This window comes from Photobacterium minamisatsumaniensis (assembly GCF_050336695.1).
Taxonomy (GTDB): domain Bacteria; phylum Pseudomonadota; class Gammaproteobacteria; order Enterobacterales; family Vibrionaceae; genus Photobacterium; species Photobacterium minamisatsumaniensis.
Window position 1 is genome coordinate 1 of record NZ_JAKJSI010000041.1, and the last position, 25,759, is coordinate 25,759.

The 25,759-nt window shown below is 45.4% G+C and carries 21 protein-coding genes and 19 tRNA genes; 23 read left to right on the forward strand and 17 right to left on the reverse strand.

Annotated features, from left to right (window positions below; genetic code table 11):
• Positions 1 to 452 precede the first annotated feature (452 nt).
• The 4 genes from L4D78_RS20720 to L4D78_RS20735 form a co-directional block, all read right to left on the reverse strand.
• Positions 453 to 529, reverse strand: a tRNA-Pro gene (locus L4D78_RS20720).
• A gap of 155 nt (positions 530 to 684) precedes the next feature.
• A tRNA-Pro gene (locus L4D78_RS20725) sits at positions 685 to 761 on the reverse strand.
• A 155-nt stretch (positions 762 to 916) separates the two neighbouring features.
• Positions 917 to 993: transfer RNA gene (locus L4D78_RS20730), tRNA-Pro, on the reverse strand.
• Positions 994 to 1,148: 155 nt separating this feature from the next.
• Positions 1,149 to 1,225 (reverse strand) — tRNA-Pro (locus tag L4D78_RS20735).
• Positions 1,226 to 1,508: 283 nt separating this feature from the next.
• On the opposite strand from L4D78_RS20735, the gene L4D78_RS20740 reads away from it, so the two are divergent.
• Positions 1,509 to 1,649, forward strand: a complete 141-nt coding sequence (locus tag L4D78_RS20740) for a DUF3149 domain-containing protein (RefSeq protein WP_428468695.1) — start codon at positions 1,509 to 1,511, stop codon at positions 1,647 to 1,649.
• Positions 1,650 to 1,782: 133 nt separating this feature from the next.
• Positions 1,783 to 2,364: a DNA endonuclease SmrA gene (gene smrA / locus L4D78_RS20745; RefSeq protein ID WP_428468696.1), complete on the forward strand. Its 582-nt coding sequence runs from the start codon at positions 1,783 to 1,785 to the stop codon at positions 2,362 to 2,364.
• A gap of 52 nt (positions 2,365 to 2,416) precedes the next feature.
• On the opposite strand, the gene L4D78_RS20750 is transcribed toward smrA, so the two are convergent.
• The 5 genes from L4D78_RS20750 to L4D78_RS20770 all read right to left on the reverse strand — a co-directional run bounded on the left by L4D78_RS20750 (position 2,417) and on the right by L4D78_RS20770 (position 7,922).
• Positions 2,417 to 3,031, reverse strand: coding sequence for a LysE family translocator (locus L4D78_RS20750; protein ID WP_428460597.1), 615 nt, complete (start codon positions 3,029 to 3,031; stop codon positions 2,417 to 2,419).
• A 73-nt stretch (positions 3,032 to 3,104) separates the two neighbouring features.
• Positions 3,105 to 4,052, reverse strand: a complete 948-nt coding sequence (locus L4D78_RS20755) for a LysR family transcriptional regulator (RefSeq protein WP_428468697.1) — start codon at positions 4,050 to 4,052, stop codon at positions 3,105 to 3,107.
• A 23-nt stretch (positions 4,053 to 4,075) separates the two neighbouring features.
• Positions 4,076 to 4,558 (reverse strand): Cys-tRNA(Pro) deacylase, encoded by a 483-nt coding sequence (ybaK, locus tag L4D78_RS20760; protein WP_428468750.1) that lies wholly within the window; start codon positions 4,556 to 4,558, stop codon positions 4,076 to 4,078.
• A gap of 103 nt (positions 4,559 to 4,661) precedes the next feature.
• Complete coding sequence (ushA, locus tag L4D78_RS20765; RefSeq protein ID WP_428468698.1) at positions 4,662 to 6,335, reverse strand: bifunctional UDP-sugar hydrolase/5'-nucleotidase UshA; 1,674 nt, start codon at positions 6,333 to 6,335, stop codon at positions 4,662 to 4,664.
• Positions 6,336 to 6,560: 225 nt separating this feature from the next.
• Complete coding sequence (locus tag L4D78_RS20770) at positions 6,561 to 7,922, reverse strand: Na+/H+ antiporter NhaC family protein (protein ID WP_428468699.1); 1,362 nt, start codon at positions 7,920 to 7,922, stop codon at positions 6,561 to 6,563.
• Between the two features lie 343 nt (positions 7,923 to 8,265).
• Here L4D78_RS20770 and L4D78_RS20775 point away from each other — a divergent pair, with 343 nt between their 5' ends.
• Positions 8,266 to 10,149, forward strand: a complete 1,884-nt coding sequence (locus L4D78_RS20775; RefSeq protein WP_428468700.1) for a methyl-accepting chemotaxis protein — start codon at positions 8,266 to 8,268, stop codon at positions 10,147 to 10,149.
• A gap of 95 nt (positions 10,150 to 10,244) precedes the next feature.
• Here L4D78_RS20775 and L4D78_RS20780 read toward each other — a convergent pair whose 3' ends face one another.
• The 7 genes from L4D78_RS20780 to hemA form a co-directional block, all read right to left on the reverse strand.
• Entirely contained in the window at positions 10,245 to 11,423 is a 1,179-nt protein-coding gene (locus L4D78_RS20780; protein WP_428468751.1) for an aromatic amino acid transport family protein, read from the reverse strand.
• A gap of 423 nt (positions 11,424 to 11,846) precedes the next feature.
• Positions 11,847 to 12,701, reverse strand: coding sequence for a 3-deoxy-8-phosphooctulonate synthase (kdsA, locus tag L4D78_RS20785; RefSeq protein WP_428468701.1), 855 nt, complete (start codon positions 12,699 to 12,701; stop codon positions 11,847 to 11,849).
• 40 nt (positions 12,702 to 12,741) lie between these two features.
• The gene (locus L4D78_RS20790) at positions 12,742 to 13,554 is read right to left on the reverse strand and encodes a SirB1 family protein (RefSeq protein ID WP_428468702.1); all 813 of its coding nucleotides are present in this window, start codon (positions 13,552 to 13,554) and stop codon (positions 12,742 to 12,744) included.
• 2 nt (positions 13,555 to 13,556) lie between these two features.
• Positions 13,557 to 13,937 carry a SirB2 family protein gene (locus L4D78_RS20795; RefSeq protein ID WP_428468703.1) on the reverse strand — a complete coding sequence of 127 codons (381 nt, stop codon included), beginning with the start codon at positions 13,935 to 13,937 and terminating at the stop codon, positions 13,557 to 13,559.
• 12 nt (positions 13,938 to 13,949) lie between these two features.
• Positions 13,950 to 14,798 carry a peptide chain release factor N(5)-glutamine methyltransferase gene (gene prmC, locus L4D78_RS20800; RefSeq protein WP_428468704.1) on the reverse strand — a complete coding sequence of 283 codons (849 nt, stop codon included), beginning with the start codon at positions 14,796 to 14,798 and terminating at the stop codon, positions 13,950 to 13,952.
• Positions 14,798 to 15,886, reverse strand: a complete 1,089-nt coding sequence (prfA, locus tag L4D78_RS20805) for a peptide chain release factor 1 (protein WP_428468705.1) — start codon at positions 15,884 to 15,886, stop codon at positions 14,798 to 14,800. The genes prmC and prfA overlap by 1 nt, the downstream gene beginning before the upstream one ends.
• Positions 15,887 to 15,937: 51 nt before the next feature.
• The gene (gene hemA / locus L4D78_RS20810; RefSeq protein WP_428468706.1) at positions 15,938 to 17,200 is read right to left on the reverse strand and encodes a glutamyl-tRNA reductase; all 1,263 of its coding nucleotides are present in this window, start codon (positions 17,198 to 17,200) and stop codon (positions 15,938 to 15,940) included.
• Between the two features lie 275 nt (positions 17,201 to 17,475).
• On the opposite strand from hemA, the gene lolB reads away from it, so the two are divergent.
• The 20 genes from lolB (at position 17,476) to L4D78_RS20910 (ending at position 24,332) form a co-directional block, all read left to right on the forward strand.
• The gene (gene lolB, locus L4D78_RS20815) at positions 17,476 to 18,099 is read left to right on the forward strand and encodes a lipoprotein insertase outer membrane protein LolB (protein WP_428468707.1); all 624 of its coding nucleotides are present in this window, start codon (positions 17,476 to 17,478) and stop codon (positions 18,097 to 18,099) included.
• Positions 18,100 to 18,107: 8 nt separating this feature from the next.
• On the forward strand, positions 18,108 to 18,971 hold the full coding sequence (gene ispE / locus L4D78_RS20820; RefSeq protein WP_428468708.1) for a 4-(cytidine 5'-diphospho)-2-C-methyl-D-erythritol kinase: 864 nt from the start codon (positions 18,108 to 18,110) through the stop codon (positions 18,969 to 18,971).
• A 32-nt stretch (positions 18,972 to 19,003) separates the two neighbouring features.
• Positions 19,004 to 19,951, forward strand: coding sequence for a ribose-phosphate pyrophosphokinase (locus L4D78_RS20825; RefSeq protein WP_428468709.1), 948 nt, complete (start codon positions 19,004 to 19,006; stop codon positions 19,949 to 19,951).
• 156 nt (positions 19,952 to 20,107) lie between these two features.
• Complete coding sequence (gene pth / locus L4D78_RS20830) at positions 20,108 to 20,698, forward strand: aminoacyl-tRNA hydrolase (protein ID WP_428460611.1); 591 nt, start codon at positions 20,108 to 20,110, stop codon at positions 20,696 to 20,698.
• A gap of 92 nt (positions 20,699 to 20,790) precedes the next feature.
• Positions 20,791 to 21,882, forward strand: a complete 1,092-nt coding sequence (gene ychF / locus L4D78_RS20835; protein WP_428468710.1) for a redox-regulated ATPase YchF — start codon at positions 20,791 to 20,793, stop codon at positions 21,880 to 21,882.
• Between the two features lie 316 nt (positions 21,883 to 22,198).
• Positions 22,199 to 22,275: transfer RNA gene (locus L4D78_RS20840), tRNA-Met, on the forward strand.
• A 46-nt stretch (positions 22,276 to 22,321) separates the two neighbouring features.
• A tRNA-Leu gene (locus L4D78_RS20845) sits at positions 22,322 to 22,406 on the forward strand.
• Positions 22,407 to 22,446: 40 nt separating this feature from the next.
• Positions 22,447 to 22,521: transfer RNA gene (locus tag L4D78_RS20850), tRNA-Gln, on the forward strand.
• A gap of 63 nt (positions 22,522 to 22,584) precedes the next feature.
• A tRNA-Met gene (locus L4D78_RS20855) sits at positions 22,585 to 22,661 on the forward strand.
• A 45-nt stretch (positions 22,662 to 22,706) separates the two neighbouring features.
• Positions 22,707 to 22,791, forward strand: a tRNA-Leu gene (locus tag L4D78_RS20860).
• A 117-nt stretch (positions 22,792 to 22,908) separates the two neighbouring features.
• Positions 22,909 to 22,993 (forward strand) — tRNA-Leu (locus L4D78_RS20865).
• Between the two features lie 57 nt (positions 22,994 to 23,050).
• Positions 23,051 to 23,125: transfer RNA gene (locus L4D78_RS20870), tRNA-Gln, on the forward strand.
• Between the two features lie 82 nt (positions 23,126 to 23,207).
• Positions 23,208 to 23,292 (forward strand) — tRNA-Leu (locus L4D78_RS20875).
• A gap of 133 nt (positions 23,293 to 23,425) precedes the next feature.
• Positions 23,426 to 23,510 (forward strand) — tRNA-Leu (locus L4D78_RS20880).
• A gap of 57 nt (positions 23,511 to 23,567) precedes the next feature.
• Positions 23,568 to 23,642 (forward strand) — tRNA-Gln (locus tag L4D78_RS20885).
• 65 nt (positions 23,643 to 23,707) lie between these two features.
• Positions 23,708 to 23,784, forward strand: a tRNA-Met gene (locus L4D78_RS20890).
• Positions 23,785 to 23,829: 45 nt separating this feature from the next.
• A tRNA-Leu gene (locus L4D78_RS20895) sits at positions 23,830 to 23,914 on the forward strand.
• Between the two features lie 77 nt (positions 23,915 to 23,991).
• A tRNA-Leu gene (locus tag L4D78_RS20900) sits at positions 23,992 to 24,076 on the forward strand.
• Positions 24,077 to 24,115: 39 nt separating this feature from the next.
• Positions 24,116 to 24,190: transfer RNA gene (locus L4D78_RS20905), tRNA-Gln, on the forward strand.
• A 57-nt stretch (positions 24,191 to 24,247) separates the two neighbouring features.
• Positions 24,248 to 24,332, forward strand: a tRNA-Leu gene (locus L4D78_RS20910).
• Between the two features lie 236 nt (positions 24,333 to 24,568).
• Here the strand turns inward: L4D78_RS20910 and L4D78_RS20915 are convergent.
• Positions 24,569 to 25,735 (reverse strand): 2-octaprenyl-3-methyl-6-methoxy-1,4-benzoquinol hydroxylase, encoded by a 1,167-nt coding sequence (locus tag L4D78_RS20915; protein WP_428468711.1) that lies wholly within the window; start codon positions 25,733 to 25,735, stop codon positions 24,569 to 24,571.
• Positions 25,736 to 25,759: the final 24 nt, after the last annotated feature.

Genomic DNA, 25,759 nt, shown 5'->3' on the forward strand with positions numbered 1-25,759 from the left:
GCTTATACCAAGAGCTGCGATGCACTACCAAGTGCGCTATTCAATGACTTCACTAAACACCCAAAACGAAAAAAGCCTGCGTCATAAGACCGGGACGCGCAGTTGAGGCTTTCGAAAAGTGGTCGGTGAAGAGGCCAAACCTAGGAAACAGGGAACCCCCGACCCTCTGGTCCGCTTATACCAAGAGCTGCGATGCGCTACCAAACTGCACTATTCAATGATTTAACCAAACACCCAAAACGAAAAAAGCCTGCGTCATAAGACCGGGACGCGCAGTTGAGGCTTTCGAAAAGTGGTCGGTGAAGAGGCCAAACCTAGTAAACAGGGAACCCCCGACCCTCTGGTCCGCTTATACCAAGAGCTGCGATGCGCTACCAAACTGCACTATTCAATGATTTAACCAAACACCCAAAACGAAAAAAGCCTCGTCATAAGACGAGGCTTTCGAAAAGTGGTCGGTGAAGAGGGATTCGAACCCCCGACCCTCTGGTCCCAAACCAGATGCGCTACCAAGCTGCGCTATTCACCGACTAAGTGAGCTTTGCGATGCCCTGCTCAAGGGTCGCCCTCTGGTCCGCTATTCCTAAAATCAGGATGCCCTACCAAGCTGCGCTATTCACCGACTTATATGTTTTACATCTTATCAGATGACTCTGCTCGACCGAAACCCAACAGATTAAAGAGTGGTCGGTGAAGAGGGATTCGAACCCCCGACCCTCTGGTCCCAAACCAGATGCGCTACCAAGCTGCGCTATTCACCGACTAAGTGAGCTTTGCGATGCCCTGCTCAAGGGTCGCCCTCTGGTCCGCTATTCCTAAAATCAGGATGCTCTACCAAATTGCGCTATTCACCGACATATATGTTTTACATCTTATCAGATGACTCTGCCCGGTCGAAACCCAACAGATTTAATAGTGGTCGGTGAAGAGGGATTCGAACCCCCGACCCTCTGGTCCCAAACCAGATGCGCTACCAAGCTGCGCTATTCACCGACTAAGTGAGCCTTGCGATGCCCTGCTCAAGGGTCGCCCTCTGGTCCGCTATTCCTAAAATCAGGATGCTCTACCAAATTGCGCTATTCACCGACTTATATGTTTTACATCTTATCAGATGATTCTGCCCGGTCGAAACCCAACAGATTTAATAGTGGTCGGTGAAGAGGGATTCGAACCCCCGACCCTCTGGTCCCAAACCAGATGCGCTACCAAGCTGCGCTATTCACCGACTAAGTGTAAAAAGCTCTTTTAAACTCTTTACTTGTCAACAGCAATGCTGCTGAGGTCGCTTATAATACCCAGCAAATTAAATTACGCAAGCAGAAAGCGTTTTTTTTTCTATTTCCAGATTTGATTGCCTATTGTTGCATCAATACACGTACAAAAGTGATCGTAAGCACATCATTCAGAACAATGATGGTACATATACTTAACCATTGATCCAGATCATCATAACAATTGCACGCCATTGGTTATCTTATAGCCATTCTCACGTACCCAGAGGCAATAATATGGATTTTTGGTTAGACCTTCTTTTTGGTAATGCCGTAGGCCTTTCTTCAATGATTGTTATCTTTGGAACGCTGGGATTAATGTTATTTTTTGGCGGTTATTTTATTTATAAAACACTGTCAGCACCCTCTCCTCACTAGAGCCATTTAGCAAAGTAATTTGCTTGCGCCAGAGCCAAACATGTCGGTGTTGGCTCTGGATTTCTTTTATGCCTATCTGAACTAAATTGATATAATCTACGTTATTAGTATTAGTTTCTAGCCTGTTAGCACTATGTCAGATAACGATGAACTCGATCTCTTTAGAGAGATGATGGCTGATGTCTCGCCTATACAACAAGACAAAGTTGAAGTTGCCTCAAAGCACCAAGTGACCGAGGCTCATCTCGCACGTCGCCTTGCTGCCCAAACCCTGTCCGATAGCGACCCTGAATACCTGTCACTTGATCACGCCACCATGCTAAAGCCTAATGATATGGTTGAATTCAAGCGTGATGGTGTACAAGAAGGCGTATTTAGAAAACTACGACTAGGCAAATATGATATTCACGCCAGACTCGACCTTCATCGTAAAACCCTAAAACAGGCTCGAGATGAAGTATTACATTTTCTCAAGCAATGCCAGCGCATGGATCTTCGTACCGTGATCATTATTCATGGCAAAGGGGAAAAGTCGAACCCACCAGCATTAATGAAAAGCTATATCGCAACGTGGTTGGAGCAGATATCTGATGTGATGTGTTTCCACTCGGCCTTACGGCAGCACGGTGGAAGTGGCGCTTTGTATGTCATGCTGAAGAAAAGCCCAGAGCGTAAACAGGAAAACCGTGAAAAACACAGTAAACGCCAACGCTAGAAACAACAAAGAGGAGTATTCACTCCTCTTTTTAGTACATAACCAGAAAGAATTACGCCTGTATAACCACTCGTAATGCCAGCAAAATCAACACGACCCCAGATAGCTGATCGATACGTTGTGCTTTGGTCCGTAATTTATCAAAGACTTTCGGGCTCGATAATACAAATGCGATAAAGGTGTACCATAAACTATCGACCATCATCGGTGTTGCCACAATAGCGGCACGACTCGTCAGATCGGTACCCACGGCAACAAACTGACTGAATAACGCCAAAAAGAATAGAGCCAGTTTCGGGTTAAGCAGCGAAATCATTGCACCATCTCGGGCAGCAACCCATAAACTCGTAGGCTCTCCAGCAGTCAGCTTAGCTGCAACACCACCTTTAGAGCGTAATGCATTAACACCTAAATACGCTAAATACGCAGCACCAGCATAAGTGATCACTGAAAATACCATTGGTGATTCTTTTAGAACAACGGCTAATCCAAGCAAGGTCAACAACGCATATAAACCAACCCCCAACGCATGGGCCCACGATGCCACGATGCCATGAAGACGCCCGCCAGAAAGGCTATGTTTTGCCACCACTGCCAAGCTTGGGCCTGGTGACATTGCACCCAGCATGCAAACCATTAATAACGAAAGCCAAATTGTAAATGTCATTGTGTATCTCCTTGTATTGCCAGCACAGTACCAATGACAGGGCATTCTTGGAAATCAAAAGAAGTCATTACCGCTATGACTTTAAGTCATAGCGGTAGTGTTTTTCGGGCGGGTTAATCGTGTACATCGATCCACGCATCACGAGTAAGACCTGATCTCTGAACCAGCGATGAGCCGGGTCGGCATCATATTTTGGATGCCACACCAGCCAATACCGATGTTCAGGCATCGGCACAGGTAAAGCCTTAAATGTAATCGGCAATGACCTCTGCATGTTCACCGCAATATGCTTAGGCGTTACCATTAACATATCGGTGCGACACATCGTTTGAAAAGCAGAGCTAAAAAAAGGAACAGAGAATTGTACATGACGAGATAATCCCAAGGCTTTTAGCTCTTTATCAATAAAGCTGTCTTTATCTCCCCCCGCAGATACACGCATATGAGCATACTGCACGAATTGCTCAACCGTAATGTCACTTTGCTGGGCTAATGGGTGTGTATCCCGCATAACACAGACGGGGAAATCAGCACCGATTGATGCACCACATAATCCATCAGGAATTGATGGCAACATGGTTGAGACCAGCTGCACATCTAGGTCTGGAAGCTGTGATAATTTTTCTGGCGACCACAGTTGGTAACGTAAATTTAAATTTGGCGCTTTTTGCTGCACGTGTTCGACAATGTCAGGCAAGATATATTGTGCGACATAGTCTGATGATGCGAGAACCATGGGCCCCTGCCATAAGTTCGGCACAAAATCATCACTGCTGAAAAGCGCATCACACCCAGCAAGTATCGCATCAACACGTGATTGTAACTGCAACGCTTTTGCCGTTGGCAGCAAACGGTTACCATCACGGATTAGCAGTGGATCAGCAAACAGTACTCTTAACTGATTAAGCTGACGACTCACCGCAGACTGAGTAACAAACAACCGTTCGGCAGCCCGACTGACATGACACTCCTCAAGCAATACTTGCAGTGTGCGCATTAAATTTAAATTGATTTGATTCATCACATTTTCAGCCATAACGGTCGTTACTGCGGCATTTTAGCAATCGGAGCAAACTGCCCAGACGTTAGTTGTATTAAATCTTTTGGTGCCAGTTCAATTTCAAGCCCACGGCGGCCTGCGCTGACGCAAATCGTCTCAAAACTCTGTGCGGAAGCATCCAAAAAAGTCGGCAAGCGTTTTTTTTGTCCAAGCGGGCTGATCCCTCCCACAATGTACCCCGTCGTTTTTTCTGCTATTTGCGGATCTGCCATATCCGCCTTTTTGCCACCAGCTGCTTTGGCAGCCGCTTTTAAATCAAGCATGCCAGCAACAGGGACAATAGCTACCGCTAACTTTTTCGGATCGCCATTGAGTGCAAACAATAATGTTTTAAATACCTGGTTGGGGTTTTGGCCTAATACTTCCGCAGCTTCTAAGCCAAAGTTTGTATTGGCAGGGTCATGCTGGTATTGATGAATGGTATGCGGCACTTTCTTTTTCTTGGCCAAGTTAATAGCAGGGGTCATGGCGGTTGAATCCAACATTAAAAATGAACTGCCAATATAGCCCAAAAAACAAAGCCCCAGCAAATGGCTGAGGCTTCAGGTCTGTATTTAAATAACCTTGGAGTTATTTATAAATCATCTCACCTTTTGGCGCGAATACATTCACGTCAATAGGGCTATTGGCTTGTAAGAACTCTTTCAGTACCTCTGCGTCCACAAAGCCGGTATTTACATGCCCTGAATGATTAGAGATTTTTGGATAACCATCACCACCGGCAGCATTGAAGCTCGGCACAGTGAAGCGATACGTACCATTCAAGTTCAACGGCTTACCACCAATACTCACGTTACTAACTTGATTGTTTGCAACTGTCATCGAAATACCATAGAACTGCGCGTAAGCACCTGAATCTATTGGCTTCGTCGCTACAACGTTCAAATAGTCCATCACTTCACTGCCGCTCATATCGGTATAAGTGATGATATTGCCAAACGGTTGAACGGTTAACACATCTTTATAAGTGATGTTACCCGCCGCAATTGAATCACGTACCCCACCTGAGTTCATTACCGCAAAATCAGCTTGTGCTCGCTGCATATGAGAAGCGGCAATCAAACGACCAAGGTTTGTCTGCTGATAACGCACTACATTACGGTCGCCTTCAAGTTTACCGTTCGACTCTGCAATTTTGATGTTTAACTGATCTTGTCCACGCTCTTGGTAAGGTTTGAGAAACGCTTTTACATCAGCGTTTTCTACGATTTCATCTTGAATAAAGACACGCTGCTTCGACCCATCAGCCAGCTTTACTTTTTTCTTCAGGTTAACTGGGATCAGATCATAACTGACCATTTGAAGTTCGCCATTTTGAAACTCAAAATCAGCTCGGCCGACATACTTGCCCCACTCATGAGCCTGAACAATCCATGTACCATTCTGCTGATCGGGCTGACATTCATCACCCGGATTGAAGTTCTTGTTGTACATGTTTGGGCCTTCCATGCAGACAGGCTCTTGTGAGTGACCACCCACAATCATGTCCAAATCGCCTTCATCCATGTAACGCGCTAAAGCCACATCACCCGGTGCATTCACACCACGGTTACCATTTTCATAATGGCCCATGTGCGTAGCCGCAATAATAACATCCGGATTTTCCGTTGCTTCTAGCTCTGCAATTAGCTTTTTCGCTTCCGCTTTAGGATCGCGAAAATCAACGCCACCGATATACTCTGGGTTACCAATTTTCGACGTATCCTCGGTGGTTAAACCAATGACAGCTATCTTGATGCCCTGCTGTTCAAAAATCTGATACGGCTGAAATAAACGCTCTCCCGACTCTTTATCATAGATATTCGCCGAAAGCATAGGGAACTCAGCCCATTCTTCTTGCTTACGTAATACTTCCAGTGGGTTATCAAATTCATGGTTACCAAGTGCCATTGCGTCATAACCCAACATGTTCATACCTTTAAAGTCAGGCTCTGCATCTTGCAAATCGGACTCTGGCACCCCGGTATTAATATCACCACCTGAGAGCAACAAGGTTGTACCGCCTTGCGCGGCAACTTCAGTACGAATTTGATCTAGCAACGTTTTACGAGCAGCCATTCCATATTCGCCGTACTGATTTTGCCAAAAACGGCCATGATGATCGTTGGTATGAAGAATGGTTAACTTGTACGTTTCATCTGCCTGCCAAGATGGCTGTGATATTTCAGATTGATTTGCACAACCGACAAGTGACGTCAGTACAGCGGCTGTTAATGCTGTTTTGGCGAAAAAACGTTGCTTCATGGGAGTCCCCTTAGCTTAATATTATTAAATCCCTTTACCGAATTTCTCGGTTTCTCTGCGCTAGTCTAAATTATTTAGTTAATAGCGTTATATTGTTCTCATTAATTTGTTGCTTAGATCACCATACTAAGCACTGAAAACCTCAACACTTAACTAGCAAGCATAAAAAAGCCTCGCAAGAGCGAGGCTATTGATAATACTGATTGTTCTTATATTTACGCTAAATTAAGCCGTTGCCACTTTTCGAGCTGGGTGCTTAATAAAGACGGCAACCACCGCCGCAATGGCTAGGAAGAAGCAATAGTAAGAGTGGCTGACCACTTCCAGTGGCGATAAACCAAATACCGAACCAAGCAATAGCGCCTGCGCACCATAAGGTAATACGCCCTGAACCACACAAGAGAAGATATCAAGTAGGCTCGCTGAACGACGCGGCGTTACACCATTCTCTTCCGCTAGCTCACGTGCCACGCCACCAGAAACAATAATCGCAACAGTGTTGTTTGCAGTACAGACGTTTGTCATGCCAACCAAGCCTGCAATACCAAGCTCACTCGCTCGTAGATTTTGGCCTTCTGTATGTTGCTTGCTAAAGACACGGATAACTTTGCTCACCAATTGTGTCAGGTAAGCTAGCCCACCTTGCTGACGCATTAGCTCACTGATACCACCGATTAACATCGACAGTAAGAAGATTTCCTGCATATTGCCAAAACCAGCATAAATATCTTGGCCGACATTAAACAAGCCATAATCGGCCACAGAGAACAGGCCAATACCACCCGCTAATACAATACCAACCGATAGGACAACAAACACATTCAAGCCAGAAACAGCCAATATTAGAATCGTGAGGTATGGAATGACCTTCAGCCACTCTACATCCGATGTCGCAGGTACTTCTGTTGCCGTGCTACTGAACAAGAACAAAGCGATAGCCGCAAATGCTGCAGGCAAAGCAATTCGAATATTTTCACGGAACTTGTCTTTCATCTGACAACCCTGTGAACGGGTAGAAGCAATAGTCGTATCAGAAATAATGGATAAGTTATCACCGAACATCGCACCACTTAACACCACACCAGCGGTTAGGGCGATATCAAAGCCAGCAACTTGGGCAATGCCGAGTGCAACTGGGGCAACCGCAGCAATGGTTCCCATTGACGTTCCCATTGCAGTCGCGATAAACGCTGAAATAACAAAAATGCCCGGTAGGATCATGCTCGCAGGCAACATCGACAAACCAAGGTTTACCGTTGCATCAACACCACCAGTCGCCTTCGCAACAGATGCAAACGCACCCGCTAAAAGGTAGATCATACACATCGCAATAATATCGCTATGGCCTACACCACGTAAGAACTGTTCGATGGCTTTATTTAGCTTTTCTTTGCTCAGCAAAATAGCAATCACTACCGCAGGTAAGGCAGCAACTGGCGCAGGCAATTGATAAAAAGCGAAGTCGACACCTTGCATCGTAAGGTAAGCACCTACCCCAATGAATAATGCAAGGAATACTCCCAGTGGAAGTAACGCCAGCGCAGATGGCGCGGGGGCAATATGAGTTTGTTGTGTTGTGTTTGACATGATGACTACAGGACATCTATTTTAAAATTTCGCCTAGACTAATCATTACCACTAGCCATGTCAACTTCTAGACGTCTAAACATCCAGACGTTGCATTTATTTACTGATAACCCGCTAGTCTCATTTTGATGAGGGCCAAAGCTACAATGCACCTGCTGCGACATAAATATGACGATTAAATTGAAAATACGTCAATTTTTTCACTTAACATTCATGCCGTTAATTTTTTTATGATATAGGTCACTTTTTCGTGCAGCATGCGTAAAAACGCTATAAAATCCACCACCTCTTGATGAGGAGCCACCCTCCCTCATTCCCCGAACCTTTCGGATTAAGTGAAGTAATGAAACTATCATTAAAACAAAAACTCATTGGAGCTAGCCTCTCCGCTGTGGTCATTATGGCCTCGGCGCTCACTTGGCTGGCAGCAGACCAGCTGTTTGAACAAACTCGTAATGGTATCTATTCCCGTGCAGAAAGCCTTGGTGAAGCCGCAAGCGAAGGTATTTCTGAATGGGTTGAGATCCGCCGTGATATCGCAAGCGCATTTAATGACTACAGCACCGAAGCTGACGTTGTTCCCTTTTTACAACAAGCTCGTAAAGCTGGTGGGTTTGATGACATCTTCTTAGGAACGCCAGCGGGTGATATGTATCGCTCCCACCCAGAACGCAACCGAGCAGATTATGATCCTCGTACCCGCCTTTGGTATCAAGATGCTCAACGTGCTGGTAAGCAAATAGTGACCACCGCCTATCGTGACGCCATTACTAACGCGCTGCTGGTTACTATTGCAGAACCCGTAACGAAAAATGGCACCATGATAGGTGTCGTCGGAGCCGATGTATTAATTGATCAGCTCGTACGTGACGTTATCAGCTTAGATGCCGGTAACAATGCCTATGCCATGTTAATTAACAAGCAAGACAACACCTTCTTGGCACACCCTAATGAGTCACTGCTACTTCAACCGATCAATCGCTTTACCAACCAGCTAACGATGGATGGAATTGAGCAAGCAGCACGTACTGGCAGCATTGAAGTTGCAACGATTAACGGTAAGGAGAAACTCTTCTACTTCACCAATGTGCCAAATACCGATTGGGTGCTGGGCCTCGAAATGGATCGTGCAACAGAAGAAGCCAGCCATACATCCCTACTTCGCCAGCTGATCATCACATCCATTATTATTACGCTTATTGTGGTGAGTGCAGTTGCCTTCTTAGTCGGCTACCTTTTCCGCGATCTTGCCCGAGTGTCAGACGCATTGGCAGAAATCGCCACAGGTGAAGGCGATCTTACCCAGCGACTAGAACCGCGCAGTGATGATGAAGTCGGTCTTCTTGCCCATAACTTCAACCGCTTTGTCGGTAATATGCACAGCATGGTGTGTAAGCTCAACGAGATCTCAAATTCGTTAAGCCAGCAAGCTCACCTTACCGCATCACAAGCTGAAGAACGCAGTACGCGTATTCAGCACCAGCAAGATGAAATTAATATGGTGGCGACAGCCATCAATGAAATGGCGGCGGCGACACAAGAAATTGCCGGAAATGCTGATAATACTGCCGCTACTTCAGGTGATACAGTGACCGTTGCTGAGCACGGTGCGACGCAAGTTAGTCAAAGCCAGCAATCAATCTCAAGCCTAGCAACCGAGGTGGATACTGCAACAGGTGTGATCAGCGAACTGAATACTCACGCTCAAAGCATCAATACCATCTTGTCGACCATTCAAGGCATTGCCGAACAAACTAACCTGCTAGCACTGAATGCGGCCATCGAAGCGGCCCGTGCTGGCGAACAAGGCCGTGGTTTTGCCGTCGTTGCTGACGAAGTACGCGTGTTAAGCCAACGCACACATGCGTCAACGCAAGAAATTCAACAGATGATTGAAACCCTGCAGCAAACAACCGGTCGTGCTGTCGGCATTATGGAAGACAGCCGCCGCCTTGCTGAAACCAGCGTTGATGACGCCAATTCAGCGTCTGCTAGCTTATCGCAAATCAACAGTGCCGTAACCAATATCAGTGACATGGCGACCCAGATTGCGTCAGCCGCTGAAGAGCAATCATCTGTCACCTCTGAGATCACTCGTAATACTGAAGGGATCCGCGATGTTTCAAATGAGTTAGCAACTGAAGCCAACGAAGCCGCCCAACAAGCCGCTGAACTCTCAGAACTTTCTCATCAGCTACATCAAGAAATCAGTCGATTTAAGCTATAAACCGCACATAATAAAAAGGCTTACCTAGCGGTAAGCCTTTATTTCTTCGTTATTCCAACGTATCAAATTACGCTAGAAAGCAAAAAAACCTATAATTACAATAAATTATAAACTATCGCGGATACCGCCAATAGACCCATCACTAAGATAAAGTACGTGCTGATATGACGGCGGTAGTGTGTTAGCGACTGCACTTTGAATATGGCCAACATTGGCATAACAAACAAGATCATCGCAATTACAGGGCCAGAGAAGGCTTCCATCATGCCAAGAATGCTTGGGTTTGCAATCGCAGCCCCCCAAATACTCATGAACATAAAAACAATACCCACCCTGTCAATGGTACTAGCACTGAAACGGCTTTGCTTTTGCAACATACCATTCAAGCTCTCGCGAGCGCCCAAAAAGTGCCCCAAGAAAGAAGAGGTAATCGCAATGAAGGCAATTAACGGCCCCAAGGCAACAATGAATGGGCTCTCATGAATATTCGCTAAGTAAGACAGCACTGAAACATTTTGTGTTTTGGCTTCTAACAATTGCTCAGGGCTTAAACTCAGTACACAAGAGAAAACAAAAAATAGGACAAAACCAATCAACATAGCTGAAGTACGCTTCAAGATATATTCTGTTTTCTCAACGGCTTTCTCACCATAATGGCGACGTTGTGCCCCAGCAAAGCTAGAGATAGCAGCCGCATGACTGAATGCAAAAACCGTCACAGGAATTGCAAGCCACAATGTCCCCAACAGTGCTCCCGCGTCTAATGACGTGTTCACCTCAGGCATATTCCAACTAGGGATCAGATACAGTGATAGAGCCGCTAGTATAACAGCTAACGGGTAGACAATAATTTGAAACGCTTTCAGCATGACTTTTTCGCCCGCCATCATAATGGCAAACATGCTAAAAATGAGTCCTCCCGACAATATTGTCCGTGAAGGAGAAGCCATACCCAACTGATTGACAAGAAAGCTGTCTACTGTATTTGTCAGCCCCACCCCATAGATCAACAGGATTGGAAAGATTGACAGGAAATACAAAACAGAAATAACCCGCCCCAACGACACGCCGAAATGGGTTTCCACCACATCTGTAAAATCGGCATCAGCTTGAGTAGAAGAAAGAACGAATCGAGCAAGACCACGGTGCGCCCAAAATGTCATTGGGCCAGCTAGCAATGCCATGATCACTAACGGCCAGAAACCACCCGAGCCAAGATTAATCGGTAAAAACAATATACCGGCTCCCACAGCCGTACCAAACAGACTCAACATCCAGCGGGTATCATGAGGTGTCCAATGATGTTTAAGGGGAACAGCCTGCTCAATGAGGTCCGATTGCGATAATGCCACAGTACATCCTATATATTCAAAATTAATTCGCGGCAAAGTATGCACTGGCAGAATAAAACACTCAAAAACCATATGTAACAGATATAACTCGACAATGGCACGCCTTGCAGTACCATTCGCTGATACAAATAAAATTAACACTCCACCCAACTGATTAATTGGCTATTAATGGTATTAAAAACCAAATTTAAACCCGTGGCGATATTTTATATATACACGCGGAATTGTTTAAAATAGAAACAACAAAAAAAACGGCTAAGTAGAACTCTCTACTTAGCCGCTATATCATTCATAATCAACGATATGAATATTCTTCATCCCATATTGTTGATGCTAGGAAAGCAATTAGTTGACCTCAATCGCCTCGAAGCCTTTAATCAGATCATCGAGCTGTTTAAGCTGGGTAAGGAATGGCTCTAGCTTATCCAGTGGGAACGCTGATGGACCATCACAACGCGCTTGATCAGGTGTTGGATGCGCTTCCATAAACAGACCAGCAATCCCCGTTGCTAGACCTGAGCGGGCTAAATCAACGGTTTGCTCACGACGGCCACCTGATGCAGCGCCTTGAGGATCACGGCATTGCAGTGCGTGGGTTACATCAAAGATAATTGGACTACCTTTAGACGCTTTTTTCATTACGTCAAAACCCAGCATATCCACTACAAGGTTGTCGTAACCATGTAATACACCACGCTCACACAGAATAATATTCTCGTTACCACATTCGGCAAACTTATCAATAATATTACCTACTTGGCCCGGGCTCATGAACTGCGGCTTTTTCACGTTGATCACAGCACCTGTTTTCGCCATCGTTTGTACCAAGTCGGTCTGACGAGCAAGGAAAGCAGGTAACTGAATAACATCAACAACATCAGCAACGGGCTGTGCTTGATGATGCTCATGAATATCAGTGATAATCTTAACGCCAAAAGTATCTTTCAGTTCTTGGAAGATTTTTAGGCCTTCCTCCATACCTGGACCACGGTATGAATGTACCGATGAGCGGTTAGCCTTATCAAAAGAGGCTTTGAATACGTAAGGGATCCCAAGCTTGTCTGTCACTTCTACATACTTTTCGCAGATCTGCATTGCTAGATCGCGAGACTCAAGTACATTCATTCCGCCAAACAGGACAAACGGCTTGTCATTGGCAACATCAATATCACCAACTCGAACAACTTTCTGTTCCATCATATTCTCTCTTTTATTCATTTAGCCTTAGCGCTACTGACGATTAGTGCAGTACTAACGGCTCTTGATTGAGCTCTTCAACCTGTAGTTTCAACAATTTTATTGTCGGGTCTTCAGGGCATTGCTCGATAAAATATTCAAAATCCATCACAGCAGCATGGCTGCATTCCAGCTGTTGATAAATATAACCACGATCACGAATTTCATGTGGGTCGCCAGGACGGAACGCATTTAACACCACATCACTACAACGCAATGCATCTGCAAACATGCCTTCACGTAACAACGCACTTTTCATGACGGTTAACCAACGGGCAAGTACATCGGTGTGCTCAGCGGTGTCAAAATACTCATTACGTAACTCACTGAATGGCCCACGATGGCCTTTTAGCCATGCTCCCATCAGTCGCTTACTCAAGTATTCACCGTCAAATGGGTTGATATACTGTGTTTCACCATCAAGCCAATCAACTTTCAGGACAAACTGAGTCGGAAAGCCGACACCGTGAACAGGTAAATCTAAACGTTCGGATAAATATAAAAAGATAGCACCGAGGCTAACGGGAATACCTTTCTTACGTTCTAGTACTTTATCTAAATAAATATTCTCGGACGAAAAGTACTGCTCATGATCACCAATAAAGCCCCATTCACGGTAGAACAAGCGGATCAAGCCTTCAAGACGAAGGTGTGCATTTGGCTCATGCATCAACCGTTGCTCAGCTTCTTGAGCCAAGCGTTCAAGCTGAGTTTTTACCCAGCCTGCTGGAAAGGCGGGATCAACCGCAGCAGTCACTTCCAATGCCCCTTCAGCCAGCGACATTTGAGCCAATTCTTGTTCTGTAAAACGTAGCATGATTATCCTAAAAACGACGATTTCGTCATTGCAATGTTTGCCGCTGCCATCACCCAACCAAGTGAACCTAAGAAGGCAAACGTCTTAAAGACTTTGTTAGAGCCTATTTTCAGAGTGAAGAAACCCAAGGCAATATAAGCTAACACACAACTCAATTTTTGGGTTAGCCAGCTACCCGCTTCAGTAAACGGCATGAAACCGGTAATCAAAATTAACGCAACACCTGATAACAACATAACGGTATCAACAACGTGTGGCGTGATTTTCAGAAATTTCTTTTCGTTAAGCGTCGAGTTAGCCATCATCAAAAAATAGCGAACCACAAAAAGCAGGACACTCAGCGCAATAGCAATCATGTGTAGGTGTTTAACAGCGGTATACATTCTTTTCTCTCTCTATCCTTGCCAACAGCCAAGAGTTACTCGGTCGAGTCCGGCATAATCCTGTGCAGTTGAGATCTGGTTATAACCCAGTTCCAGTAAAATGGCTCTTACAGCTTCACCTTGCTCAAAGCCATGCTCCATAAGCAACCAACCACCAGCTTGTAAATGCTGGCGTCCTTGCTCACTAATAATTCGAATGTCTGCAAACCCATTATCATCAGCAACAAGCGCACTTTTCGGCTCGAAACGCACATCGCCTTGCGATAAATGTGGATCGGCCTCGTCAATATAAGGTGGATTACTCACAATGACGGCAAAGCAATCGCTCGATTGAAGCGGGCTATACCAACTTCCAGATAAGAAATGGGCATTAGCAAGCTTCAAGTTGCTACCGTTTTCTTGTGCCAGTGCCGCAGCATCAGGGCGTAAATCAATCCCTGTTACTGCGATGTCACGGCGTTCTGATGCGATGGCTAATGCGATAGCACCAGTGCCTGTCCCTAAATCCAGTACAGCGCAAGACTGAGCGGGGATTTTTTCAAGAGCCAGCTCAACAAGACGTTCTGTATCAGGACGCGGGATCAACGTGTGAGGGGCAACTTTCAACGGTAATGACCAAAACTCACGCTCACCGACAATGTAAGCCACAGGCTCACCAGTTAAGCGACGTGTAATCACGGCTTCAAAGGCGGCAAGTTGCTCGTCATCCAGCACTCTTTCAGGCCACGTTAATAAGTAACTGCGTGGCTTATCCAGCACATGACACAGCAAAACGGCGGCATCAATGTGCGGGCTCTGAGAGCCCGCCTTGGTCAACTGTTCAACCGCAAGCTTAAGCTGGGTATCAATTGACAATGTCATTAGTTTTGGTCAGCCATTGCTGCCAACTGATCAGCTTGGTGCTCTTGTAGCACAGGCTGGATCAAGCTATCCATATCCCCTTCCATCACTTCATTCAAGCGATAAAGAGTCAACGTAATACGGTGATCAGATACACGACCTTGAGGGTAGTTGTAAGTACGGATACGGTCAGAACGGTCGCCTGAACCTAGCAAATTGCGACGTGTACTTGCTTCTTCTGCATGACGCTTTTCTTCTTCAGCTTTAATAATACGAGCAGCCAATACAGACATTGCCTTCGCTTTATTCTTATGCTGAGAACGCTCATCCTGACATTCAACCACAATGCCTGTTGGCAAGTGAGTAATACGAATAGCAGAATCGGTGGTGTTAACGTGCTGACCACCGGCGCCAGACGCACGGAATGTATCAACTTTCAAATCGCCAGCATTGATTTCTGGGATTTCAGCTTCTGGAATTTCAGGCATGACAGCAACAGTACATGCTGAAGTATGAACACGACCTTGTGATTCTGTCGCAGGAACGCGCTGAACACGGTGGCCACCAGATTCAAACTTTAATGTACCGTAAACCGCTTCGCCGCTAACTTTGGCAATCATTTCTTTGTAACCGCCCTGTTCAGAACGGTTTTCATTAACCACTTCGACACGCCAGCCTCGACGTTCCGCATATTTGCTGTACATACGGAACAAGTCTCCAGCAAAAATACCGGCTTCATCACCACCAGCACCAGCACGGATTTCAACAAAGCAGTTACGCTCATCGTTTGGATCTTTCGGGATTAACAGAACCTGTAGCTCATCTTCAAGGCGTACAATCTCGCTTTTCGATTCTTTGACTTCTTCCAGTGCCATTTCGCGCATTTCTGGATCGTCTTCATTTGCCATTTCTTCAGCGGTGAGCAGATCTTCTTTTGCTTGCTGGTAAGCTTGGAAGCATTGAGTCACCTCTTCTAGTTGAGAGTATTCACGAGATAGAGCACGGAACTTATCCTGATTGCCAATCACATCTGGATCGCCAAGCAGGTGCTGGACTTCTTCGTAACGCTCAACCAGCGTTTCTAATTTCACTAAAATTGAAGATTTCATAGTAGGTATCTATTGTTCCGTTTATGGCAGAGCGTTTCACTCTGCCTGATATTAATTTTTTAACGAGTCTAACCCAAGCGTCTCTCGGATCACTGCCAGCTTTTCGGGCTCACCATTATGGGCTGCCTGCTGCATGGCTCTCGTTGGCGCATGGATCAGTTTATTAGTTAGCTTATTACTGAGCTCAACTAACACCTTTTCAGGATCACCGCCATTGGCCAATGTTTGAAGACTACGAGCCACAAGATCCGCTTTAATGTCATCGGCTTGCACTCGGTATTGACGAATACTGTCAACGGCCTCTAGTGAGCGTAACCAGCGCATGAACGCTGCACTTTCTTCACTCACAATCGCTTCAGCTTGAATGGCCGCAACTTTACGTTGTTCACGATTTTTTTCAACGATGCTGTGTAAATCATCAACAGTATAAAGGTAAGCATCGCTTAACTCGCCGACTTCCGGCTCAACATCTCGAGGAACGGCAATATCAACCAATAACATTGGTTGATGACGACGGGCTTTAATGGCTTTTTCAATCATGCCTTTACCCACAATCGGCAATGGACTTGCTGTCGAGCTGATCACAATATCAGCTCGATGCAGGTAATCAGGGATATCTGGCAAGCCAATGATTTCCGCACCAAATTCAATGGCCAGATTTTCAGCCCTCTCTTTCGTGCGATTAGCCACAATCAATTTATTACACCCTTGATCAACTAAATGTCGAGCAACTAATTCAATCGTCTCACCCGCACCAACAAGCAATACCGTTGCCTCAGTCAATGACTCAAATATTTGCTTTGCTAAGGTACAGGCAGCAAATGCCACTGAAACCGCATTGCCACCAATGTCCGTTTCAGTTCGAACCCGCTTCGCAACGGTGAAATTTTTATGGAACAGTTTTTCCAACATGCCATGAATAGCGTCATGATCACGCGAGTCTGAATACGACTGCTTCACCTGCCCTAAAATTTGAGGCTCACCCAATACCAGTGAATCAAGGCCACATGACACACGCATTAAATGACGCACAGCGGCCTGCTCTTCATGGAAGTACAGGCTAGGCATTAATTCTTCAGTCGTGATCTGATGGAACTTAGTCAGCCAGTCAATCATGACTCCAGGGCCTGACTGATTAACATCACAATAAAGTTCTGTGCGATTGCAGGTCGAAACAATAACCCCACTGTTAACCTCTGGGTGTGTTTCTAGCTGGTGTAACGCCTGTTTCAGCTTTTCAGGTGAAAACGCAACACGTTCGCGTAAATCCACAGAGGCTGTTTTATGGTTGATTCCTAATGCAAGCAATGTCATGGAGACGGGGTACCACTTCGCCAGTGAAAAAGATCTAGGGCGGGATTTTACTTGATGCCCCATCGTAATAAAAGAACACAAACCTAATCAATATGGCATAACTAAGTAAAAGTTGATTTCTAAATACTTATTACACAATAAATTTTAACGATTATCTTGTTTAAGATAGATAAAAAAAATACCACTATAGAGTTGCTAAGAAGTTGGAAATCTATGACTTTACAGCTATTGTTTGCCACATCATACCCAAACGATAAGCAAAGCATACTATGCACATGACTCAGTCTGTTACTTATTTGCCTTCAAACAAAAAAAAATATTGGTTATTTTTTCCTTTCCTATTTTCTCTCTTAGCGGGCTGCGCGACTCAACCGCCGCCACAATCAACAACTGACTGGGAAAGCCATGAAGCTAAATTGAGAGAACTCAACACATATCAAGCAAAAGGTAAGCTCGGTTACAAGGGTAGTCAACGCTTTGGTGCCAACCTTATCTGGGACACACAGCCAAATAACGATCACCTACTATTGACTAACTTCCTGGGAAGCACCCTGCTAAAGCTTGATGCGAGCCCTGACAAGGTTACCTTGGTCAACCATGAAGGAAAAACATTTCATGGCACTGATGCTTCAGCCTTAATTTTAGAGTTAACAGGTATTAACTTGCCCATTGCACAAATGCGTGACTGGCTTATTGGCTTACCAACTGCGGCTGACACGTACCAATTAAATAATGAAGGCCGAGTGGGCTACCTTGCCAAACAAATAGACAACCAATATTGGCAACTCGATTACAACGAATATGACTATACTGTGAGCCCATCCCTACCTAAGCGTATGGTTTTAAGCACAACAGGGGTTACTATAACCCTTATTATCCACAACTGGTCTATCAATTAGAGCGTACTATGATCACCCGTACTACCTGCTGGCCAGCACCGGCCAAACTCAACTTGTTTCTGTATATCACAGGCCAACGCCCTAACGGTTACCATGAGCTACAAACATTGTTTCAGTTTATTGACCATAGCGATACGCTGACAATCACGGTAAATAATTCCAACGACATTACATTAACGCCAGCGATTGACGGTGTTGCAACCGAAGATAACCTGATATACCGAGCCGCTGATTTGTTGCGTAAGAAAGCAGGGATCCAGGCTGGCGCTGAAATCCATATCGATAAAATCCTTCCTATGGGGGGGGGATTAGGCGGAGGATCATCTGACGCGGCAACAACACTTATTGCGCTTAATTATTTGTGGCAGACCCACCTATCAACTGACACCCTAGCCGAGATCGGCCTAGCGCTCGGTGCCGATGTCCCCGTATTTGTAAGAGGCCACAGTGCATTCGCTGAGGGAATTGGTGAAGAATTGCAACCTGCAGATCCCACAGAAAAATGGTATTTGGTCGCAAAACCAGAGATCAACATTGCAACTGTCGATATTTTCACCCACCCTGAATTAAAACGTGACAGTAAAAAAAGATCACTGAATGCCCTAATAACGGGGGTTTACGAAAACGATTGCGAAAAAATTGTCAGATCACTGCACCCCGAGGTTGATAAGGCGCTTTCGTGGCTGTTAGAATATGCGCCGTCAAGATTGACCGGTACTGGCGCTTGTGTGTTTGCTGAATGTAGCACCCAGCAAGAGGCCGATGCAATACTGAAAAAATTACCTAACTGGCTTCATGGATTTGTCGCAAAAGGTGTCAACACATCTCCCCTTTTGACAACCTTGACCGCCCATTCTATGGACTGCCAGTAATTACAACTTGGACGCAACCTGAGGTTTCCACCGTGCCTGATATGAAGCTGTTTGCTGGTAACGCGACACCAGAATTAGCCCAACGCATTGCTGATCGTCTTTACATTTCACTAGGAGACGCAACAGTTAACCGTTTTTCCGACGGTGAAGTCTGTGTTCAGATTAATGAAAACGTTCGTGGTAGCGACGTATTTATCATTCAATCTACTTGTGCTCCAACGAATGACAACCTAATGGAATTGGTTGTTATGATCGATGCATTACGCCGCGCTTCTGCGGGTCGTATTACTGCTGTGATCCCTTACTTCGGCTACGCTCGTCAAGACCGCCGTGTTCGTTCTGCTCGTGTGCCAATTACAGCAAAAGTTGTTGCTGATTTCCTTTCAAACGTTGGTGTTGACCGTGTTTTGACTGTTGATCTACACGCAGAGCAAATTCAAGGTTTCTTCGATGTACCAGTAGACAATGTATTCGGTAGCCCTGTGCTACTAGAAGACATTCTGGCGAAAAACCTAGAAGATCCAGTGGTTGTTTCTCCTGATATCGGTGGTGTTGTACGTGCTCGTGCAATCGCTAAGCTATTAGATGACACAGACATCGCGATCATCGATAAGCGCCGTCCACGTGCTAACGTTTCTCAGGTAATGCACCTGATTGGTGACGTTGAAGGCCGTGACTGTATCATCGTTGATGACATGATCGATACCGGTGGTACATTGTGTAAAGCTGCTGAAGCACTGAAAGATCGTGGTGCTAAGCGTGTATTTGCTTACGCAACACACCCAGTATTCTCAGGTAATGCTCCACAGAACATCCGTGAATCTGTTATTGATGAAGTTATCGTTACTGACTCAATCCCACTATCACAAGAGATCCTAGACACTGGTCGTGTATCAGTACTGACTCTATCTGGTATGCTAGCCGAAGCAATTCGTCGTATTAGCAACGAAGAGTCTATCTCTGCGATGTTCCAGCACTAATCGCCCTTCTGCGATAGATTGCTAACGCCCCGCCTTGTGCGGGGCGTTTTTCGTTACTTAAGGTCACACCAACCGAAATAAGTATGAGATATCAATTCTGCCGTATTTGGTATAATATGGCGCGCGTTTTAAGCCCCTAAGAGTTGAGAGACTAGCGTGAGTAATAACATTCGCCTATTAGTCGGCCTGGCCAATCCCGGTGCCGAGTATGCTAAAACCCGCCATAATGCGGGCGCATGGGTGGTCGAAGAACTGGCCCGTGTACATAATATTAGCCTACGTGAAGAATCAAAATACTTCGGCCAAACTGGCCGGATCTTGGCGAATGGCCACGATCTTCGCTTGTTGATCCCTTCGACGTATATGAACTTATCCGGTAAATCAGTTGCAGCACTCGCAAACTTTTACCAGATAAAACCGGAAGAGATCTTAGTGGCGCATGATGAACTCGACCTACCACCCGGCGTTGCTAAATTTAAAAAAGGCGGCGGCCATGGTGGGCATAACGGTCTAAGAGATATCATCAGTAAAATGGGCAACAATAAAGATTTTTATCGCCTACGTATTGGCATCGGCCATCCGGGTGATAAAAACAAAGTTGCCGGCTTTGTTTTAGGCAAAGCGCCAGCCAAGGAACAAGATAATATTGATGCAGCAGTCGATGAAGCCGTACGCTGCATGGACGTTTTGTTAAAAGACGGCTTAAACAAAGCACAAAACCGACTACATTCATTCAAAGCCGAATAATTGTAGTTAAATCATCATATTTATTTTCATTAGCCCACCTATACGCGCTAATGAAATGTTTGACCGAATAATCACCAAAAGGGTTTCACACCATGGGTTTTAAATGCGGAATCGTTGGCCTGCCTAACGTCGGTAAGTCAACACTATTCAACGCCTTGACCAAAGCGGGCATCGAAGCAGCGAACTTCCCGTTCTGTACTATCGAACCAAACACTGGCGTTGTACCTGTGCCAGATCTACGCCTAGACGCACTGGCTGCAATTGTTAATCCAGAGCGCATCTTGCCAACAACCATGGAATTTGTGGATATTGCTGGTCTTGTTGCTGGTGCATCGAAAGGTGAAGGTCTTGGTAACAAATTTCTAGCGAACATCCGTGAAACCGATGCTATTGGTCACGTTGTTCGCTGTTTCGAAGACGAAAACATCATTCACGTCGCGGGTAAGATAAACCCGATTGATGACATCGAGGTCATCAACCTTGAGCTTGCTCTCGCTGACCTTGACACGTGTGAGCGTGCAATTTTCCGTCAAGCGAAAAAAGCGAAAGGTGGCGACAGCGATGCTAAGTTTGAGACCGCTGTATTAGAAAAACTACTGCCGACGTTGACAGAAGGCGGCATGGTTCGCTCTGTCGAGCTAAGTAAAGAAGAACTTGCAGCCATTGATTATCTGCACTTCCTTACTGTTAAACCAACGATGTATATCGCCAACGTCAGCGATGATGGCTTTGAAGATAATGAATACCTTGACATGGTTCGCGAATACGCAGAAAAAGAAAATGCTGTTGTTGTCGCGGTATGTGCAGCTATTGAATCTGAAATCGCAGAGCTTGACGATGCTGATCGTGAAGAATTCCTTGCTGATATGGGTATCGAAGAACCAGGCCTGAACCGAGTGATCCGCTCTGGCTATGAGTTGCTTGATCTGCAAACTTACTTCACTGCCGGTGTGAAAGAAGTGCGCGCATGGACAATCCCTGTTGGTGCAACAGCACCACAATCAGCAGGTAAAATTCACACTGACTTTGAAAAAGGCTTTATCCGAGCTGAAGTTGTTGGTTACGACCACTTCATCGAGTTCAAAGGTGAAAGCGGTGCGAAAGAAGCGGGTAAATGGCGCCTAGAAGGCAAAGATTACATCGTGAAAGATGGCGATGTTGTTCACTTCCGTTTCAACGTATAACTAGGAAGGCCATAAAAGCCAACCAGTTAGCGACAGTTATACTAAGCCAGCTTAATAGCTGGCTTTTTTTGTAACTAAGGTATTTATTCATTATCGCAATATAACCATGCGAAGGTCAGCCGTACGTTTAGTTCTGTGCGCTAAAAACCCCCAACTTAGCATGGCATTCGCCCAGTTCGTCCAAATAAGCAACGAACAATTCAATTTTCTAAAGATATTTAAAAAAACTATTGACCCTTTTCGCTGGTATGAGCATAATGCGCCCCGTTCCCGAGACAGCGGTCAACTATGGCAACTGCCACGGAAACAACAAAATGGCTACGTAGCTCAGCTGGTTAGAGCACATCACTCATAATGATGGGGTCACAGGTTCGAATCCCGTCGTAGCCACCATTTCTTTCTTCGGAAAGACATCGAAAGATGTAAAATTCTACTAGATGCGGAAGTGGCGGAATTGGTAGACGCACCAGATTTAGGTTCTGGCGCCGCAAGGTGTGAGAGTTCAAGTCTCTCCTTCCGCACCATTCTCTTTRYGAAGAGAAKTGTTCTTAAATGAACAACTGTAGGKCTATCGCCAAGCGGTAAGGCAGCGGCTTTTGATGCCGCCATCCCCTGGTTCGAATCCAGGTAGMCCTGCCACATTTAATTATGTGGTTTAATTATTTATTTTTGAAATAATTAATCAAACGGCATAAATAAAATGGCTACGTAGCTCAGCTGGTTAGAGCACATCACTCATAATGATGGGGTCACAGGTTCGAATCCCGTCGTAGCCACCATTTATTTTCTCTTTTTGAGATGATTTATGGTAAAAATATAAATACGCGGAAGTGGCGGAATTGGTAGACGCACCAGATTTAGGTTCTGGCGCCGCAAGGTGTGAGAGTTCAAGTCTCTCCTTCCGCACCATTTATATTTTGTGACTGTGATTTATCGCAGTAATACAGGTTGAGCTTTACCAGTTCTTCAATCTGTACAATAAGCTCTAGAGAACACTCGCTCGAATGTATTCGAATGAGAYAATATGCGGAAGTGGCGGAATTGGTAGACGCACCAGATTTAGGTTCTGGCGCCGCAAGGTGTGAGAGTTCAAGTCTCTCCTTCCGCACCATTCTCTAAGACTTATTAYTCTCTTTAAATAGGGAACTGTTCTTAAGTGAACAACTGTAGGGCTATCGCCAAGCGGTAAGGCAGCGGCTTTTGATGCCGCCATCCCCTGGTTCGAATCCAGGTAGCCCTGCCACATTTTATTATGTGGCTTGATGACTTCTTCATAAGAAGATAAATCGTTAAGCGATGTAAGCTCGTTAAGAGCAATAAAAYATGCGGAAGTGGCGGAATTGGTAGACGCACCAGATTTAGGTTCTGGCGCCGCAAGGTGTGAGAGTTCAAGTCTCTCCTTCCGCACCATTATTCTTTGAATAAAAGAATCGTTAATCATTCGGTGATTAACACATGTACAGTTCGAATTTTTACCAATTCTTAGATCTGTACAATAAGCTCTAGAGAACACTCGCTCGAATGTATTCGAWTGAGACAATATGCGGAAGTGGCGGAATTGGTAGACGCACCAGATTTAGGTTCTGGCGCCGCAAGGTGTGAGAGTTCAAGTCTCTCCTTCCGCACCATTCTCTAAGACTTATTATTCTCTTTAAATAGAGAGCTGTTCTTAAGTGAACAACTGTAGGGCTATCGCCAAGCGGTAAGGCAGCGGCTTTTGATGCCGCCATCCCCTGGTTCGAATCCAGGTAGCCCTGCCACATTTAATTATGTGGTTTAATGAGTTATCTTTCGAAGACAATTAGTTAAACGGCATAAATAAAATGGCTACGTAGCTCAGCTGGTTAGAGCACATCACTCATAATGATGGGGTCACAGGTTCGAATCCCGTCGTAGCCACCATTCTTTCTGCGGAAAGACATCGAAAGATGTAAAATTCTACTAGATGCGGAAGTGGCGGAATTGGTAGACGCACCAGATTTAGGTTCTGGCGCCGCAAGGTGTGAGAGTTCAAGTCTCTCCTTCCGCACCATCTATTCTTTAAGTTGGAACACCAATTCCCAGCTTAAACAATATAGTCAGAGATACAGCTGGTAACAGCATAAAAATGCGGAAGTGGCGGAATTGGTAGACGCACCAGATTTAGGTTCTGGCGCCGCAAGGTGTGAGAGTTCAAGTCTCTCCTTCCGCACCATTCTCTCTGATTAATTAAGTCTCTGAAAAGAGCATCTGCAGGTCTATCGCCAAGCGGTAAGGCAGCGGCTTTTGATGCCGCCATCCCCTGGTTCGAATCCAGGTAGACCTGCCACACATTGCTTAACGTTATAGTTATTTGATTGCTAAGATCAAACTAAACGAGAAGTATGCGGAAGTGGCGGAATTGGTAGACGCACCAGATTTAGGTTCTGGCGCCGCAAGGTGTGAGAGTTCAAGTCTCTCCTTCCGCACCATTATTTAAGGAACCCACTTTTTAGTGGGTTTTCTTATGTCTGCGATTTAAGTTTCTTAACTTGATAAACAGGCTACAGTTTTTACAACCTACTCAATGATCGTATCTCTCTGGTTGTTAAGCCGAATGTTTTCAATAACATTCGGCTTTTTCTTTACTGGCATAAAAAAAGTGAGCACTAAGCTCACTTTTCCCATCAATAAAGAGTCTATTTAGTGGTTACTGATAGACCTGATGTTACATCCCCATCGCATACTTCAATACTTTTTGCTTAATCGGCCCTGCGTGCTCGGCCAACTTAAGCCCTGCATTCCGTATAAACTTAATCGGTGCCAGCGAATTACTGAATGTGGTGTAAAAAAAGTCCATACCTGTTTGCATCATTACGTTATCTGGTCGTCTACGGCATTGATAAGCCTTCAATACCGAAGGTTTATCCCACGCTTGACCCGCCTTCTCTATTTCATGCAAAAGCACATCGACATCTTTAAAGCCCAGGTTGACACCTTGACCAGCCAGTGGGTTTATCGTGTGGGCAGCATCTCCCAGCAGCACAACACCAGACTTATAATAGCGCTGAGCATGCCTGCGAGTTAGCGGGAAGCTCCCGTGACCTTGTACCGTAAACTCGCCTAACTCTTTGGGGAAATGCGCCTGAATCTGCGCTTTTAGTTGCTCAGGTGCCATCACTGATAACTGTTTAATACGCTCAGGGGTGTCATACCACACCAGTGATCCTTTATGACCAGGCAGCGGTAAAAAAGAACGGGGACCATGTGGTGTAAACATTTGCCAAGTAATGTCCTGTTGAGCCATTTCGGTATCAATATTAATTAACATGCAATGCTGGCGATAATCCCAAGCCGTTATACCAATGCCAACTTGTTGCCGCACCTGTGAATTAGCTCCATCAGCCCCTACCAATAATCGAGTCTTAAGCTGTCGACCATCATCAAGCGTAACGATATACCCCGCCTCTGATTTACATTCATCTGCCTTGACGATTTTAGCGGGGCATAATGCAGAAAGTGTTGGGTATGAATCGAACTGTTGCCATAACGCCAATTGAATAACCCGGTTTTCAACAATGTACCCCAGGCGATCTAGATGCAATTCAGAGGCATTGAATCGTGTCCGGCATTCTGGGTGCTCCCACGTTTCCAGTCTTTTGTAGGGGCATAAACGCATTCCTAATACCGCAGGCCATGCACCAAGGCGCTCTAGCAAAGCAACAGAGTTTGGTGAAATGGCTGAGACGCGTAAATCCATCGCTTGCGAAGTATCAAAAGCCGCTGGTGCCGTACCTTCAATAACGGCGACATGTAACCCTTGCTGGGCCAAACCAACTGCTGTAGCCGCACCAACCATGCCGCCACCAGCAACAACAATGTCAAATTGCTCCATACCCATTCCTGTTATGCTCAACAA

What these genes read in the sequence shown, in the direction of transcription:
- L4D78_RS20755 (WP_428468697.1), bottom strand. Translation starts at nt 4,052, where the DNA reads ATGAATCAAATCAATTTAAATTTAATGCGCACACTGCAAGTATTGCTT.
- lolB (WP_428468707.1), top strand. Translation starts at nt 17,476, where the DNA reads ATGACTCAGTCTGTTACTTATTTGCCTTCAAACAAAAAAAAATATTGG.
- hemA (WP_428468706.1), bottom strand. Translation starts at nt 17,200, where the DNA reads ATGACATTGCTTGCATTAGGAATCAACCATAAAACAGCCTCTGTGGAT.
- L4D78_RS20790 (WP_428468702.1), bottom strand. Translation starts at nt 13,554, where the DNA reads ATGCTACGTTTTACAGAACAAGAATTGGCTCAAATGTCGCTGGCTGAA.
- ispE (WP_428468708.1), top strand. Translation starts at nt 18,108, where the DNA reads ATGATCACCCGTACTACCTGCTGGCCAGCACCGGCCAAACTCAACTTG.
- ybaK (WP_428468750.1), bottom strand. Translation starts at nt 4,558, where the DNA reads ATGACCCCTGCTATTAACTTGGCCAAGAAAAAGAAAGTGCCGCATACC.
- L4D78_RS20750 (WP_428460597.1), bottom strand. Translation starts at nt 3,031, where the DNA reads ATGACATTTACAATTTGGCTTTCGTTATTAATGGTTTGCATGCTGGGT.
- L4D78_RS20740 (WP_428468695.1), top strand. Translation starts at nt 1,509, where the DNA reads ATGGATTTTTGGTTAGACCTTCTTTTTGGTAATGCCGTAGGCCTTTCT.
- ychF (WP_428468710.1), top strand. Translation starts at nt 20,791, where the DNA reads ATGGGTTTTAAATGCGGAATCGTTGGCCTGCCTAACGTCGGTAAGTCA.
- ushA (WP_428468698.1), bottom strand. Translation starts at nt 6,335, where the DNA reads ATGAAGCAACGTTTTTTCGCCAAAACAGCATTAACAGCCGCTGTACTG.
- L4D78_RS20915 (WP_428468711.1), bottom strand. Translation starts at nt 25,735, where the DNA reads ATGGAGCAATTTGACATTGTTGTTGCTGGTGGCGGCATGGTTGGTGCG.
- L4D78_RS20795 (WP_428468703.1), bottom strand. Translation starts at nt 13,937, where the DNA reads ATGTATACCGCTGTTAAACACCTACACATGATTGCTATTGCGCTGAGT.
- L4D78_RS20775 (WP_428468700.1), top strand. Translation starts at nt 8,266, where the DNA reads ATGAAACTATCATTAAAACAAAAACTCATTGGAGCTAGCCTCTCCGCT.
- smrA (WP_428468696.1), top strand. Translation starts at nt 1,783, where the DNA reads ATGTCAGATAACGATGAACTCGATCTCTTTAGAGAGATGATGGCTGAT.
- kdsA (WP_428468701.1), bottom strand. Translation starts at nt 12,701, where the DNA reads ATGATGGAACAGAAAGTTGTTCGAGTTGGTGATATTGATGTTGCCAAT.
- prfA (WP_428468705.1), bottom strand. Translation starts at nt 15,886, where the DNA reads ATGAAATCTTCAATTTTAGTGAAATTAGAAACGCTGGTTGAGCGTTAC.
- L4D78_RS20780 (WP_428468751.1), bottom strand. Translation starts at nt 11,423, where the DNA reads ATGTTGAGTCTGTTTGGTACGGCTGTGGGAGCCGGTATATTGTTTTTA.
- prmC (WP_428468704.1), bottom strand. Translation starts at nt 14,798, where the DNA reads ATGACATTGTCAATTGATACCCAGCTTAAGCTTGCGGTTGAACAGTTG.
- L4D78_RS20770 (WP_428468699.1), bottom strand. Translation starts at nt 7,922, where the DNA reads ATGTCAAACACAACACAACAAACTCATATTGCCCCCGCGCCATCTGCG.